Annotated in this window: 12 protein-coding genes; 6 read left to right on the top strand and 6 right to left on the bottom strand. The window is 72.2% G+C overall.

Going from position 1 to position 15,120, the window contains the following annotated elements; all coding sequences use genetic code 11:
* Positions 1-9: 9 nt before the first annotated feature.
* The 5 genes from AB0J71_RS07240 to AB0J71_RS07220 are packed head-to-tail and all read right to left on the bottom strand — an operon-like array spanning position 10 to position 5,931.
* Positions 10-1,554, bottom strand: a complete 1,545-nt coding sequence (locus AB0J71_RS07240) for an alkaline phosphatase D family protein (protein ID WP_364389629.1) — start codon at positions 1,552-1,554, stop codon at positions 10-12.
* An 8-nt stretch (positions 1,555-1,562) separates the two neighbouring features.
* Complete coding sequence (locus AB0J71_RS07235) at positions 1,563-2,864, bottom strand: sugar ABC transporter substrate-binding protein (protein ID WP_352327627.1); 1,302 nt, start codon at positions 2,862-2,864, stop codon at positions 1,563-1,565.
* 22 nt (positions 2,865-2,886) lie between these two features.
* Complete coding sequence (locus AB0J71_RS07230) at positions 2,887-3,696, bottom strand: carbohydrate ABC transporter permease (protein WP_352327626.1); 810 nt, start codon at positions 3,694-3,696, stop codon at positions 2,887-2,889.
* Between the two features lie 7 nt (positions 3,697-3,703).
* A complete protein-coding gene (locus tag AB0J71_RS07225; protein ID WP_364413238.1) occupies positions 3,704-4,633 on the bottom strand; it encodes a sugar ABC transporter permease in 930 nt (309 codons plus the stop codon).
* Entirely contained in the window at positions 4,630-5,931 is a 1,302-nt protein-coding gene (locus AB0J71_RS07220; RefSeq protein WP_364413236.1) for a glycoside hydrolase family 36 protein, read from the bottom strand. The genes AB0J71_RS07225 and AB0J71_RS07220 overlap by 4 nt, the downstream gene beginning before the upstream one ends.
* Before the next feature lie 161 nt (positions 5,932-6,092).
* Between AB0J71_RS07220 and AB0J71_RS07215 the strand changes: the two genes are divergently transcribed.
* The 4 genes from AB0J71_RS07215 to AB0J71_RS07200 all read left to right on the top strand — a co-directional run bounded on the left by AB0J71_RS07215 (position 6,093) and on the right by AB0J71_RS07200 (position 10,931).
* Positions 6,093-7,247: an ROK family protein gene (locus tag AB0J71_RS07215; RefSeq protein ID WP_352327623.1), complete on the top strand. Its 1,155-nt coding sequence runs from the start codon at positions 6,093-6,095 to the stop codon at positions 7,245-7,247.
* A gap of 209 nt (positions 7,248-7,456) precedes the next feature.
* On the top strand, positions 7,457-9,121 hold the full coding sequence (locus tag AB0J71_RS07210; RefSeq protein WP_352327622.1) for an RICIN domain-containing protein: 1,665 nt from the start codon (positions 7,457-7,459) through the stop codon (positions 9,119-9,121).
* A 147-nt stretch (positions 9,122-9,268) separates the two neighbouring features.
* On the top strand, positions 9,269-10,297 hold the full coding sequence (locus tag AB0J71_RS07205; protein WP_364413234.1) for an alcohol dehydrogenase catalytic domain-containing protein: 1,029 nt from the start codon (positions 9,269-9,271) through the stop codon (positions 10,295-10,297).
* Between the two features lie 10 nt (positions 10,298-10,307).
* Complete coding sequence (locus AB0J71_RS07200; protein WP_352327620.1) at positions 10,308-10,931, top strand: cysteine hydrolase; 624 nt, start codon at positions 10,308-10,310, stop codon at positions 10,929-10,931.
* Here the strand turns inward: AB0J71_RS07200 and AB0J71_RS07195 are convergent.
* Positions 10,920-11,399: a hypothetical protein gene (locus AB0J71_RS07195; RefSeq protein WP_364413232.1), complete on the bottom strand. Its 480-nt coding sequence runs from the start codon at positions 11,397-11,399 to the stop codon at positions 10,920-10,922. The two genes, AB0J71_RS07200 and AB0J71_RS07195, sit on opposite strands and share 12 nt — an antisense overlap.
* Before the next feature lie 258 nt (positions 11,400-11,657).
* Here AB0J71_RS07195 and AB0J71_RS07190 point away from each other — a divergent pair, with 258 nt between their 5' ends.
* Together AB0J71_RS07190 and AB0J71_RS07185 are read left to right on the top strand one after the other, a co-directional pair.
* A complete protein-coding gene (locus tag AB0J71_RS07190) occupies positions 11,658-13,877 on the top strand; it encodes a hypothetical protein (RefSeq protein ID WP_364413230.1) in 2,220 nt (739 codons plus the stop codon).
* Positions 13,878-13,989: 112 nt separating this feature from the next.
* A complete protein-coding gene (locus AB0J71_RS07185; RefSeq protein WP_352328340.1) occupies positions 13,990-15,105 on the top strand; it encodes a GntR family transcriptional regulator in 1,116 nt (371 codons plus the stop codon).
* Positions 15,106-15,120: the final 15 nt, after the last annotated feature.

Raw genomic sequence — 15,120 nt, 5'->3', positions numbered from 1 at the left:
GGGATCCCGTCAGGCTGGGTGGAGGCTCGGGTCGCCCGGCTCGACGACGAACGAGCCGGAGGTGTAGGCGGGCGCGTACGGCTCGGTCACCCGGGACAGCGAGCGGAAGTCGACCTTCATCTCCTGCTGGGTGAGCTTGGCGCGGACGTAGCCGCGGCGGCCGTTGAAGAACTTCACGTGCGGGTTCTCGGCGAGCAGGGTCTGGGTGTTGGGGTACTCGTCGAGGCCGTTGCCGGCGCTGGTGACCGACGTGGTGACCAGCTCGACCGCGACGGACTTCGACTCGGGGTCCTGGAAGTCGCGCTTGACCTCCCCGGCCCAGTGGGAGTGCACGTCGCCGGTGAGGACGACCGCGTTGCGCCGGTAGTCGTCGATGGCGGCGGTCAGCCGGTTGCGGGAGGCGACGTAGCCGTCCCAGCCCTCGTTGGAGTAGCCCTTGCCCTCGCCGTTGGTCCAGTCCATCTCCATGAGGAAGACCTGCTGGCCGAGCAGGTCCCAGGTGGCCTGGGAGTCCTTGAGCTGCCCGTCGAGCCAGGACTCCTGCTCGCCGCCGAGCATCGTGCGGTTGGGGGCCAGCCGCTCGGCGCAGTCGGCGCCGATCGTTCCGCTCCTGCCGGTGCAGGCGTACAGGTCGCGGTACTGGCGGGTGTCGAGCATGTGCAGGTTGGCGACCGCGCCCCAGCGGATCGTGCGGTAGAGCCGCAGGGCCGGGCCGTCGGGGCGCTGGGCGCGGCGCAGCGGCATGTTCTCGTAGTACGCCTGGAAGGCCGCGGCCCGGCGGGCGAGGAAGGGCGGGTCGGGCTGCTCGGGCACGTCGCCGGCCCAGGCGTTCTCGATGTCGTGGTCGTCCCACACGACCACCCAGGGGGCGATCGCGTGGGCCAGCCGCGACTCGGGGTCGGCCTTGTGCTGGGCGTGCCGCAGCCGGTATCCGGCCAGGTCGAGGCATTCGCCGCCGGCCTGGTCGCGGACGGGGTACTTGTAGTCGCCGTACTCGTAGATGTAGTCGCCGAGGAAGGCGATGAGGTCGGGGTGGTCCTCGGCCATCCGGCGGTAGGGGGTGAACCAGCCGGTCTGGTAGTCGGCGCAGGAGGTGAACGACAGGTTCAGGGGCCGGGAGCGGGCGCCGGGGGCGGGGGCGGTCAGGGTGCGGCCGACCTCGCTGATCTCGCCCTCGGCGCGGAAGCGGTAGAAGTACTCCGCGCCCGGCCGCAGGCCGTCCAGCTCGACGTGCACGCTGTGGGCCGACTCGCGGCGGGCCTGCTCGACGCCCTGGCGCACGACATGGCGGAAGTTCTCGTCGGAGGCGAGCTGCCAGTGCACCGGCACGACGCGGTCCGGCATGCCGCCGAGCCCGTCGAGCGCGACCGGGTCCATGGCCAGCCGGGTCCAGAGGACGACTCCGTCCGGCGTCGGCTCGCCGGAGGCGACGCCGAGCTGGAACGGGTCGGACAGGGGGGCACGGCGGGCCGCCGCGCGCACGGGTGAGGCACCCAGTGCGGCGGCGAGGCCCAGGCTCGCGCCCCCGGCGAACAACGATCGCCGGGTGATCAATGAAGCTCCTACTGAACGGAGGCGTTGCCGGCGGCCACGGCCTGGTCGGCTGCCTGCTGGGGGGTGAGCTTGCCGAGGTACATCTCGTTGAAGATCTGGTTGAGCTTGTTCTCGAAGCCGGTGAAGCCGGTGGTGACCGGCAGCGGGAAGGTCTGGCCCTCCGACTCCTTCTGGAACGGCGAGACGTCGAGCTTCTTGGACTTCCAGTAGTCGACGTAGCCCTGCGACAGGCCGTTGAGCGCGGGGAAGACGTAGCCGCCGTCGGCCATCATCTTCTGCGGCTCCTCGGTGCCGAGCCAGGTGGCCAGCTTCATCGCCTCCGCCGGGTGCGCGCTCTTGGCGGAGACGGCCTCGGACAGGCCGTTGAGGTTCACCGAACGGCCCTGCGGGCCCTCGGGCATGGCGGCGACGCCGATCTCGAAGTTGGCCTCCGGCGCGACGAACGGCAGCAGCGCGTTGTTCGCCGGGAACATGGCGACCTTCCCGGCCTTGAACATGTCGGTGACCTTGCCGGTGGGCGGGTTGGTCTGGGTGGCCGGCGGCGAGACGTGGTGCTTGTTGACCAGGTCCACGCCGAACTGCAGCCCCTGGACGGAGGCGGCGTCGTTGAAGGTGTAGGTGCCGAACGGCTTGTCCAGCAGCTTGCCGCCGTTGGAGCTGACCCAGTTCATCCACTGCGTCTGGTAGTGGTTCCAGGAGGCGAAGCCGTACGTGGTGACCTTGGCGGGGTCGAAGCCGGGCTCGCCGGGGTGCTTGCCGGCCTCGTCCACGGTGAGCTTGCGGGCCGTGTCGAGCAGGGTGCCGGAGCCGTCGGCCGCCCAGGTGAGCTGGTCCGGCATGGTCACGCCGGCCTTGGCGAACAGGTCCTTGTTGTAGAGCAGGCCGACGATCCCCCAGTCCTTCGGCACGCCGTACAGCTTGCCCTGGTAGGTGAACGAGCCGACCACGGTCTGGTGGTACTTGGAGCCGTCCACCTGGACGGGCGCCAGCACGCCCTTGGTGACGAACTCGGGGAACTGGGTGGGGCTCATCCAGAAGACGTCCGGCGCGGTCCCGGCGACGGCGTCGGCGGTGAGCTTGGTCCAGTACTGGTCGTAGGGCAGCAGTTCTATCTTGACGTCGATGCCGGGGTTGGCCTTCTCGAAGGCGGCCATCACCTTCTCGTAGCCGACCTTCTGCTGGTCGTCCCAGAGCCGGTAGGTGAGCGTCACCTTGCCGGAGTCTCCGGAGCCCGACCCGCAGCCGGACAGGATGAGCGTGGCGGCGCAGAGCAGCGCCCCGGCCCAGCGAATCGGGGGGGATTGCAACATTCGCTGACCTCTTGTTCGTGTGCTACTTGAGGCCGGTGAGGACCACCGACCGGACGATGTGCCTTTGGAAGAAGACGAAGACGGCCACCATCGGCACGAGCGCGATCAGCCCGCCGGCCATCATCAGGTTGTAGTCGACGCCGATGCCGACCTTGAGGGTGGCGAGGGCCACCGTCATCACCCTGGTCTCGTCGCCGCTGGTGATGATCAGCGGCCAGATGAAGCTGTTCCACGACGAGATCACGGTGATGATCGTCAGGGTGCCGAGCGCCGGGCGGCACAGCGGCAGCAGGATGCGCAGCAGGACGGTCATCGGCCCGGCCCCGTCGATGCGGGCGGCCTCCTCCAGCCCGGCGGGCAGGGACTTGAAGAACTGACGCATCAGGAAGATGCCGTACGGGGTGCCCAGCACGTACGGGATGAGCAGGCCGTACCAGGTGTTGACCAGGCCGAGCTCGCGCATGATGAGGAACAGGGGGATCATCGTGACCGCGCCCGGCACCATCATGGTGGCGACGTACAGCCAGAACAGGGCCTCCCTGCCCCGGAAGCGCAGCCGCGCGAAGGCGTAGGCGGCGAAGGTGGTGAAGACGAGCTGCCCGAGGGTGAGCACGACCGTCATCAGCAGCGTGTTGAGCACGTACCGGGGGAAGTCGCCGCTCAGCAGCCGGGTCAGGTTGGCGGTGGTCGGCGGCAGGCCGGGCAGCCACGGCTCGGTGGAGCTGAGCTGCGACTGCGTCTTGAAGGCGGTCAGCACGACCAGCAGGTACGGGAAGACGGAGACGAACGCGCCGGCCGCGAGCACGACGTGGAGCAGGGTGCGCTTGATCATGGGGGCCTCAGCTCAGGTCGTAGGTGGTGCGCTTGCCGAAGAACCTGACCTGCGCCAGCGTCACCAGCAGGATGACCCCGAACAGCACCATCGACAGGGTCGAGGCGTAGCCGAAGTCGAACTGCTTGAACGCCGTCTCGTAGATGCGGAAGTTGAGCACTTCGGTGCTCTGGCTGGGGCCGCCGTTGGTCATGACGTAGACGGTGTCGAACACCTGGAAGGCGCCGATCAGGTTGGTCACCATGACGAAGAACATCGTGGGGTTGAGCAGCGGCAGCGTGATGCGCCAGAACCGCTGGGCGGGGGTGGCGCCGTCGGTGGCGGCGGCGTCGTACAGCTCCTTGGGGATGCCCTGGAGGCCGGCCAGGAAGAACAGCATGGTGTAGCCGGTGTGCTGCCAGACGTTGACCAGCGCGATCGCGGGCAGCGCCCAGGCGGGGTCGGACAGCCAGTCGGGGCCGGTGACGCCGGCCAGGCCGAGCAGGCTGTTGAGCGCGCCGTCGCGCGGGTCGAAGATCCAGTTCCAGACCAGGCCGAGGACGATCGGGGTGGCCATCCACGGGATCAGGTACAACGAGCGGTACAGCCGCAGGCCCTTGACCTTGCGGTCCAGCAACAACGCCAGCACCAGGGCCAGCACGGTCTGCAGCGGGATGCACAGGACGACGTACAGGAGGGTCACGCCCAGGGCGTGCCAGCTCTCGCCGTCGGCGGCCAGCCGGCGGTAGTTGTCCAGCCCGGCGAAGGAAGGCTCCGACAGCAGCTCCCAGTCGAAGAAGCTGAGCACCAGGACGATGACGACCGGCAACAGCAGGAACGCCACCACCCCGAACAGGCTGGGCCCGACGAACAGGTAGGCGTGCCAGTCACGGGTGCGCCTGCGCGGCGGCCGCTGCGGGGCCCGCTCGGCGGCGGCCCGGACGGTCTCGGTGATCACGACGGGTCCGTGGCGGTGGGGACCAGCAGGCGGCGGGTGGTCGCCAGCCCCCAGTCGTCCAGGGCGGCGATCGGGTCGCTGGAGCCGCGCAGGCCGCCGGTGCTCTCGATGTGCGCCGCCCACTCCTGCCGGGCCTCCACCTCGGGCCGCACGATGAGGCAGTCGGGGTCGTTGACCCACCAGCGGGCGTGCAGGAACTCGCGGGCCGCGCCGGTCAGCCGGGCGCCGAGCTGGGAGGGCTGGCTGATGTCGCCCGACCGGGGGTGCAGGGTGGGCGCGATGTCGGGGCTGACCCGCATGATGTCGACCAGCCCGATGCTGGGCAGCATGGGTGCGCCGCAGCCGTGCAGGGTGGCCTCGGGGCCCGCGCCGCGCCGCACGAGCTCCAGCCCGCGCCGGTAGGCCGCGATCGGGTCGAGGTCCTCGTGGCGGCGGCCGGCCAGGGCGCCGGCGTAGAGGTAGTCGAGCTTGAAGTGGGTGACGCCCATGGCGGCGAAGGTGGCGAACACGTGGACCAGGTGCTCGGCCGCGCCGGGGTGGGTGACGTCGAGGACGGCCAGCTCCTGGTTCCACATGCGGCCCGCGTACGCGCCGTCCACCAGCCAGTCGGGGTGCTCGTGGAACAGGCGGCTGTCGTGGCCGACGAGGAAGGGGGCGGTCCAGATGCCGGCGCGGCGGCCGGAGCCGGTGACGGCGTCCAGGGCGCGGGCGAGGGAGCCGAAGCCGGGCCTGGGGTCCAGCCAGTCGCCGATGCCGGCCTCGTAGCCGTCGTCGAGGAGGAACATGTCGGCGGTCAGGCCGTGCCGGTCGGCCAGCGCCAGGTTCTCCAGGACGTCGTCGTCGGTGACCTGGTCCCAGTAGCCGTACCAGGTGCACCACATCGGCGGGACGGCGGGGAACGTCCTGGGTTCTGCCATGCCGTCCGCCCAGGCGCGCAGGGCCCGGCCGAGGTCGCCCTCGACGCGGTGGTGGCGTACCGGGCCGTCGGCGGAGATCACCAGGCGGTCGCCCTCCCGGCGGGCCCGCACGGAGGGCACCTGGAGCGGTCCGGGCGCGCTCCACAGCTCGACCCCGCCGTCCCCGGTCTCGACGGCCAGCAGCCCCTCGCCCTGGAACACGCCGTCGGGGACGGGCGTCTCGGGCCGGTAGCAGAGGATCTGGATCGTCTCGTCGGCGGGTCTGGGCGGAACGTCGCCGAGCCCGTAGGCGCCGGTGGGGCTCCACGACTGCCAGCCGTGCTCGAACACCCGGGTCCGGGCCTGGTCGCACCTGATCTCGCCGACGTCAACGAATGACATCAGACCTCATCTCTCTCAACTTACGAAGGAGCGCTTCATTAGTAGCACCGTCGGTTTCGGAGGGTCAACGCCCAATTTGGAGGGTTTCGTGGGTGGTGCGCCGTCGAGCTGGGCCCTGGCATAATCTCTGCTTACAGAGGAGACCTACGTTAAGGACGGCGATGGCGGATCTACGCGGCGGCGACCTGTCACGGCTGCGACAGCTCAACTCGCTGACCGCCATCCGGGCGTTGCGCCGGGCCGGCCCGCTCACCCTGTCGGCGCTGGCCGAGCGCACCGGGTTGTCGCGGCCGTCCATGAAGGAGGTCGCCGGCGAGCTGATGGACCTCGGCTGGGTCGAGGAGGTGCCGCCGAGCCCCGGCTCGATGGGCCGGCCGGCCCGCCGCTACCGCTTCCGCGCCGACAGCGGCTACCTGGTCGGCGTCGACGTGGGCGGCCACAACATCCGCGCCGCCCTGTCCGACCTCGACGGCGAGATCCTGGCCGAGACCCGCCAGCCGGTGCTGCCGGACGCGCCGCTGGAGGAGCGCCTGGCCGCGATCGAGCGGGCCGTCTCCGGCTGCCTGGCGCTCGGCCGCGTCACGGTGTCCGACCTGTGGACGATCGCCGTCGGCACCATCGGCATCATCGACATCGACGGGCGGGTCATCTACTCGGCCGCCGTCCCGTCCTGGCGCGACCTCGACCTGGCTGGCCGGATGCGCGAGATGTTCCCCTGCCAGGTGCTGATCGAGAACGACAGCCGCCTGGCCGCCATGGCCGAGGCCCGGCGCGGCGTCGCCCAGGGCGCCAAGGACGTGGTGTTCCTGCACGTCGGCAGGCGCATGGGCGCCGGGCTGATCATCGGCGGCCGGGTCCACCGGGGGTTCGGGGCGGCGGCCGGGGAGATCTCCATGCTGCCCGAGGCCCGCTGGTTCGACGCGCCCGAGCACCTCAACTCGTGCGCGGCCGTCCCCGAGGGCACGCCGCCGGAGGACGCGGCGGGCTACACGCTGGCCGCCGCCAGGAACGGCGACCCGGTGGCGCTGGAGGCGGTCGGGCGCTATCTCGACGACCTGGCCGTGGGCGCGGCCGCCATGGTGCTCGTCCTCGATCCGCAGGTCGTGGTGCTGGGCGGCGGGTTCTCCAGGTCGGCGGACGTGCTGCTCGGGCCGCTGCGCGAACGGCTGGAGCGGCGGTGCATGCGCATGCCGGAGGTGCGGGCGTCCACGCTGGGCGACGAGTGCGTGGTGGCGGGCGCGATCGACTACGCCGTCGACCATCTCGACGAGCAGCTCTTCACCCCCGAGAGCGGCCCGCTGCCCCTGACCCGCTGACCGCTGTTCGCAACTTTCCTGCAATCGGTTGTTGCAGAAATAACCACGCCACCAGGCAGAACGCTCGAAGCGTTTGCAGTTTTACCTGGACGTATTGACCTTTCCTCGGCACGAAGCCACTGTTACTGCAACCGGTTGGCAAGGCTCGCGCGGCACCCCCCTTCCACTCCTCCATCGAAACGGAGCTGGACGTGCGTAAGAACCAACCCTTGGCGACGAGACTGGCGGTCGTGCTGACCACCGGCCTGCTCACCGCAGGCGGCCTGGTCGCCGGGCTGAACACGCCCGCCTCGGCGGCCCCGGCCGGCGGGAACTACACGCTGGTCAACGGCGGCAGCGGCCTGTGCGCCACCGTGCCGGGGCAGAGCACCGGCGACGGCGTGCAACTCGCGCAGAACGCCTGCGCCGAGGCCGCCGGGCAGGTCTTCACCCTCACCGCCGCCGGGAGCGGCTTCCAGGTCAAGGCGGCGCACAGCGGCAAGTGCGCCGGCGTCCGGGACGCCTCCACCAGCGCGGGCAAGCCCGTGCAGCAGGAGACCTGTACGGGCGCCGCCTCCCAGACCTGGCAGCTCACCGCCGCCGGCGACGCGTACCGGATCGTCAACGCGGGCGGCGGCAAGTGCCTCAACGTCAAGGACGACTCCACCGCGCCGGGCGCGCTCCTGCAGCAGAACTCCTGCGACTCGGCCGCCACCAAGCAGTGGACCCTCAAGCCCGCCGGCGGCGGACCGACCACCAGTCCCACGCCGACCCCCACCGTCACGCCCACCGTCCCGCCGCCCACCGGCGCGCTGTACGTCTCCCCGACCGGCAGGGACGGCGCGACCGGCACCCAGTCGGACCCGACGACGCTCACCTCCGCCATCACCCGCGTCGCGGCGGGCGGCACGATCTACCTGCGCGGCGGCACGTACGCCTTCAGCCAGACGGTCACCATCGCCCCCGGCAACGACGGCACCGCCGCGGCCCGCAAGAAGTTGTCGGCCTACCCCGGCGAGACGCCGGTGCTGAACTTCGCGGCCCAGAGCGAGGACCCGGCCAACCGCGGGCTCGCCGTCAACGGCTCGTACTGGCACCTGTACGGCATCACCGTCGAGCGCGCCGGCGACAACGGCATCTTCGTCGGCGGCAGCGGCAACATCATCGAACGGTCGGTGACCCGGTACAACCGCGACACCGGGCTGCAGCTCTCACGCATCGCCTCCGACACGCCGCAGAGCCGGTGGCCGTCCGGCAACCTCGTGCTGAGCACGGTCTCGCATGACAACGCCGACTCCGACGGCGAGGACGCCGACGGCTTCGCCGCCAAGCTGACCGTCGGGCCCGGCAACGTCTTCCGGTACGCGGTGTCCCGCAACAACATCGACGACGGCTGGGACCTCTACACCAAGACCGAGACCGGCCCGATCGGCCCGGTCACCGTCGAGGACTCCCTGGCCTACGGCAACGGCACGCTCAGCGACGGCAGCCAGGCCGGGAACGGCGACCGCAACGGCTACAAACTGGGCGGCGAGGACATCAAGGTCGACCACGTCGTGCGGCGCAACATCGCCTACCGCAACGGCAAGCACGGCTTCACCTACAACCGCAACCTCGGCACGATGTCGATCAGCGGCAACGTCTCCATCGACAACGCCGAGCGCAACTTCTCCTTCGACGGCGGCACCTCGGTGTTCCGCGACAACACCTCGTGCCGCTCCGGCAGCGGCGCCAACGACAAGATCGTCGGCTCCGCGGACGCCTCCAACCAGTTCTGGTCCGGCTCGAACGGCTCCCGCTGCTCGGCCTACGGCGGCGCCCTGAACTGGTCCTTCGCCGCGGACGGCCGCCTGGTGGTGACCTTCGGCGGCGTCCCGGTCGTCCCCGCGGGCTGACCGGCGGCTCCCGCGGCCCGGGACCCGCGTCAGGGTCCCGGGCCTTCGCCGTGCCGGTGGGGTAAACGAGGCGGAAGTGGAAAAGCTGCCCTTGTGAGGGCCTCCCGTCGAGGCCGCTGCTTCCCGTACGTAGAAAGAGCAGACGCCATGCCGTCTTCTGCCCTGCACCGTTCCATCCAGGTCGCCGAGCCCGGCGGCGCCATGGCCCAGGCCCCGGCGCAGACCCGCGAACCGGGCCCCGGCCAGGTGCGGATCACCGTCGAGGCGTGCGGGGTGTGCCACTCCGACGCGCTGATCCTCGGCGGCGCGCTGCCGGGCACCGCCTTCCCCGTCACGCCGGGGCACGAGATCGCCGGACGCGTCGACGCGATCGGCGACGGCGTCGCGGGCTGGTCCGTGGGCGACCGGGTGGCGGTCGGCTGGTACGGCGGGAGCTGCGGCCACTGCGACGCCTGCCGGGAGGGCGACGGCGTGCTCTGCCCGGAGCTCCAGGTGCCGGGCGCCGCCTACCCAGGCGGGTTCGCCGACTCCGTCGTGGCGCCGGCCGTCGCCCTGGCCGCGATCCCCGACGAGCTGACCGCGGTGCAGGCGGCGCCCCTGGCCTGCGCGGGCGTGACCGTGTTCAACGCGCTGCGGCGCAGCTCGGCGCGGCCCGGCGACACCGTGGCGATCCTCGGGCTGGGCGGCCTCGGCCACCTGGGCGTGCAGTTCGCCGCGCGGATGGGCTTCGACACGGTGGCGATCGCGCGCGGGAGGGACAAGGAGCCGCTGGCCCGCGAGCTCGGCGCCGCCCACTACATCGACGGCGCCGCCGAACAGGTCGCCGACGCGCTGCTGGCGCGGGGCGGGGCCAAGGTGGTGCTGGCGACGGTGACCAGCTCGGCGGCGATGTCCGGCACGATCGACGGGCTGGGCCGGCGCGGCGAGCTCATCACCGTCGGCATCGACACCGACCCGCTGGCCGTCACTCCGCTGCAGCTCGTCGGCGGCGCCCGCCGGGTCTACGGGCACGCCTCCGGCATCGCCGTGGACACCCAGGACACCATGCGGTTCGCCGCGCGGAGCGGCGTGCGGGCCTGGACGGAGGAGGCGCCGCTGGAGGAGGCCGCGACGGCGTACCAGCGGATGATGTCCGGGCAGGCCCGCTTCCGCATGGTCCTGACCACCGGCAACTGAGGGGGCGGCCATGACCGAGTCCTACGACCCGCGCCGCACGGCGGTGCTGCTGGTCGATCCGTACAACGACTTCATCTCCGAGGGCGGCAAGGTGTGGCCGCGGCTCGGGCCGGTGGCGCAGGCGATCGGCCTGCTGGACAACCTGCGGGCGGTGATCGCCGCGGCGCGTGCGGCCGGCGTGCGGGTGGTGTTCGTCCCGCACCGCCGCTGGGCGCCGGGCGACTACGAGAGCTGGGCCCATCCGAACCCGACGCAGCACGGCATCCAGGAACGGCACACCTTCGCGCGCGGCTCGTGGGGCGGGGAGTTCCATCCCGACCTCCAGCCGGAGGAGGACGACGTCGTGGCCGCCGAGCACTGGGCGCAGAGCGGGTTCGCCAACACCGACCTGGACCTCCAGCTGCGGCAACGCGGCGTCACGCACGTGGTGGCCGTGGGCGTGCTGGCCAACACGTGCGTCGAGTCCACCGGGCGGTTCGCCATGGAGCTGGGCTACCACGTGACGCTGGTGCGCGACGCGACGGCCGCGTACCTGCCGGAGATGTTGCACGCCGCGCACGAGCTCAACGGCCCCACCTTCGCCCACGCGATCCTGACCACGGAGCAACTGGTCGCGGCCTTCTCACGAGGCTGACCGGGCGGGGCCGGGGCTCGGGCGGGCGGGGCGGGTGGCCGTCCAGTAGGACCGGGCCGTCCCGGCGGCCAGGCCGGCCACGACGAGCCCGATGATCCCGTGGTACCAGCGCCAGCCGACGCCGAGGCCGACGAACCCGTCGAGGATCATGATGCCCGCACCCCCGCCGAGCGCCGCCAGCATCACCGCCAGCACGGCGAGCATCGCGGCGCGCGGCAGCCGGCGGCCCGCGGCGGTGACGGTGGCCACGGCGACACAGGCCCCCAGCACCCCGGAGACCGCCGCGAACCCCTGCGCGAGTGAGGGGTCCAGGAAGTAGCCCGCGGCCTCGGCCGCCGGCACGGGCGGCCCGCCGGGGAAACCGAGCCTGCCCTGGACGGCGAAGGCGGCCTTGCCTGCCGCGTACCCGAGCATCAGCGCCGCCAGCCCGTACGCCGGCCAGCGCCGCGGGCGATGAGAGTCGACCATGCCCGCAACGCTAGGGACCGCCCGGCGCCCGTCCCTCCCCACCGCGCGCGAACCCCCTCCCCCGTCAGAGGGATCTCGCCCTGCCTTCCGCGTCGCCGCGGGGCCCGTCTCGGGCCCGAGAGCACCTCGCCCATTCGGTGGCCGGAATTCATGCCATTCTTCTTCCGGAAATTCGGGGCTATCGTTTCGCCATCCCATGGATTCAATGTCCGGACATATCCGTTTCCGGCGTTAATTCATTCCTATGGAGGTGGCTTCATGCCCGAAAGGCTGTGGAGAATCGCGGGCGCGCTCGCGCTCGCCGTGCCGCTCGCCGTGCCGCTTGCCGTGGCCGCACCGGCCGTGGCGAGCGCGGCCGACCCGCCGTCGGTGGTGATCGACGCCGCCGAGCCCGCCCCCGGCCTGATCCGGCTGACCGGCCGCTTCACCGCCGCCTACGACGTGTCCGTCGTGGTGGACGGCGAGCGCGTGGAACGGGCCGAGGTCACCGACCCCGACGCCGACGACAGCGGAACCTGGTCCTACGACCTCGACACCCGCGCCCTGGACGGCGAGATCGAGGTCTACGCCAAGGCCACGGCGGCCGACACCCGCTACGGCGCCTGGTCGCCGCCGCTGACCCTGCGCCTGGACAACCCGCGGGCCAGGGCCCCGCGCGTGTCGATCGCCGAGCCCGCCGACGGGGCCCGGCTCACCCGTCCCACACCGGTCCGGGTGCACGTGGCCGGCGCGGACGTGCGCTCGGTGCGGGTCCGCGTCAACGGCGGCCCCTGGCAGCCCACCGCCGGCGCGCGAGGACGCTACGTCGCGCTGCTGAACCCGGCCCGGTACGGCGACGTGATGGCGAGCCTGGAGGCCGAGGCGGTGGACGCGCGCGGCCACGTGTCCCGGTCGTCCACCACGTACGTGGCGCTCGGCGCGGCGCGCGGGCAGGCCCCGGTGCCGCACCGGCAGGACCGGGCGATGTGGATCTGGGAGAAGGCGTCCTACAACCTGGTGCTCAACCCCGGTTCGCGCCGCCTGCTGGAGACCGTCCTGCCCGCCGGATCGACGCTCTACCTGGGCGTGGACACCTATGCCGGGCGCGACATGATCGAGGACGCGCGTCCCGGGCTGCGTGACCTGGTGGCCTGGGCGCACGGCCGGGGCATGAAGGTGCACGCCACCGTCGCCGGCGGGACGCGGCCGCCGTACCTGGGGGCGCTGTCCCGCTACCGCGAGCGGGCCGTCGGGGAGATGGAACGGGTGCTCGACTACAACCTGTCCTCGAAGCCGGCGGAGCGGTTCGACGGGATCAACGTCGACATCGAGCCGTACAGCCTGCCCTGGTTCACCAGCGGCAAGCCCGACGTGCAGATCCAGTGGCTGGACACGCTGCGCGCGATGATCGCCCGCCGGGACGCCTCCGGGCAGCCGCTGCTGTTCGGCCCGGCCGTGCCGCGCTGGCTGGACACCTCCGCCTGCTGCACCGGCATCACCTACGGCGGGACCACCCGCACCTTGGCCGAGCACGTCCAGGACCTCAGCGACTACATCGCGATCATGGACTACCGCGACCAGGCGGACGGCGGCCCCGGCATCATCGCGCAGGCGGCCGGCGAGCTGGCCTACGCCGAGCGCATCGGCAAGCCGCTGTCGGTGGTGGTCGGCGTGGAGACGCTGGACATCGCGACCAGCGGCGACCCGTCCAGCATCACCTTCCGCGAGGAGGGCAGGGACGTGCTGGAGGCCGAGCTGGCCAAGGTCTCCCAGGCGTTCGCGGGCAGCCCGGCCTTCGCCGGGATCGCGCTGCACCACTACGACTCCTACCGGGAGCTGCCCACGGTCTGGGGGCCCTCGGCCAGGTGGCCGGAGCCGCCCGCCGACTCCGGGCCGCCCACGGGCGTGGCCTCGCCGCCGCGGGCCGTGGCGTCCGGCCACGCCACGGTGGACCTGACGTACGGGCGGGCGCGCGACGACACCGAGGTCGCCCACTACGAGGTGCACCGCTCGACCGAGGCGGGCTTCACCCCGGGCCCCGGCACGCTCGCCGGGAAGGCCCGCGGCCTCACCCACACCGACACCGGCCTGCTGCCCGCCACCGCCTACCACTACCGCGTCGTGCCGGTGGACGTGGCCGGTCACCGCGGCCCGCCCTCGGCCCCGGTCAGCGTGACGACCGGCGCGAGCGGCCTGCGGCCCATGGTCGTGCAGTCGATGGCGGTGACGGTGGAGGGCGGCGCGGCCCGCGTCCGGCTGCGGGTGGTGGACAAGGAGAGCGGGCAGCCGGTGGCCGCCACGGTCCGCGGGCGCTTCACCTTCTCCGCCGGCCGCTACGTGACGGTGACCGCGGGCGCCGACGGCTGGGCCACCGCGACGTCGGAGGCGCTGAAGCAGCCGACCGGCGAGGTGGGCTTCGCCGGTCACCGCCTGACCGCCGCGGGCCGCTACTGGGCCGCCGCCTACGACCGCGACAAGGACGTCACGGCCCGCTGGTGAGCTCCAAAGGGAGGGAATTCATTCCTAATATGCCGCGAATAACGGAGTGAATTTAGGGTTGACATTACTTTGGAATGACGAGAAGAATCCCGTTATGGAGCCACCTGAAGGAATGAATTCCCTCCCCAGGGGAAGGCGATTCCGCACCCTCGCGGCGCGCCTGCGGCAGGAGATCGTGCAGGGCCGCTGGCCGGTCGGCGGCCGGCTGCCGACCGAGTCCGAGCTGGCGCAGACCTACTCGGTCGGGGTCAACACCGTGCGCCGCGCGGTCGACCTCCTGGTCGAGGAGGGGCTCGTCCGGCGCCGGCAGGGGTCGGGCACCTTCGTGACCAGCTCCGTCAGCCCGGGGGCCAGGCCGCGTCTCATCGGCGCGCTCGTCCCGTCGACCACCTACTACTTCCCGCAGGTCGTCCAGGGCATCGAGCGGGCGGCCACCGCCGCCGGCGTGCAGCTCGTGCTGGCCTGCTCCAACTACGACCCCGACGTCGAGGCCGGGCAGATCCAGCAGCTCGTCGACGTCGGCGTGGCCGGTCTGCTGCTGGTGCCCAACCTGCACCTCGCCGCCGACCCCGACGCCCACCTGGGCCGCCTGCGCGGGCTGCCCGTGCCGTACGTCCTGGTGGAACGCCGCCCGGCCGACCCCCGCCCGGCCGACCCGACCTCCTACGTCTGCACCGACGTGCACGGCGGCGGCTACGCGGCGGTGCAGCACCTGAGCGGGCTCGGCCGCGGCCGGATCGGCTACCTCGGCCGGATCGGCACCGCCAGCTCCGAGCAGGTCTTCGCGGGATACCGCCAGGCCGTCGCCGACCTCGGGCTTCCGGAGATCCCGGAGGCCGTGGCCAGGCAGCCCGTCTGGACCGGACCCGACATGCTGGCCTACGCCAACGCGCTGGTCGCCGAGAAGGTGCGCGCGGTGGTGTGCCTCGGCGACCGCGAGGCCACCGCGCTGCTGCCCTACCTGCGCCGGGTCGGCCTGACCGTGCCCGACGACATCGCCGTCGTCGCCTACGACGACGAGGTCGCCGACCTGTCGGAGGTGCCGCTCACCGCGGTCTCCCCGCCCAAGGCCGAGGTCGGCCGCATGGCGACCGAACTGCTGCTGCGCCGGATCGAGCTCGGCCCCGCCGCCCCGGTCTGCCGGGTCGTGCTGCAGCCCCGCCTGGCCGTCCGCGCCTCCTGCGGAGCCGCCTCCGGCAGCCTGGTCGAGGTCCGCGTCCCGACGTGACGGCGGCGTCCCCCT

The organism is Nonomuraea sp. NPDC049637 (assembly GCF_040675235.1).
Taxonomy (GTDB): domain Bacteria; phylum Actinomycetota; class Actinomycetes; order Streptosporangiales; family Streptosporangiaceae; genus Nonomuraea.
The sequence above is the reverse complement of the archived record's forward strand: the minus strand, read 5'-3'. Positions and strand labels throughout refer to the sequence as shown.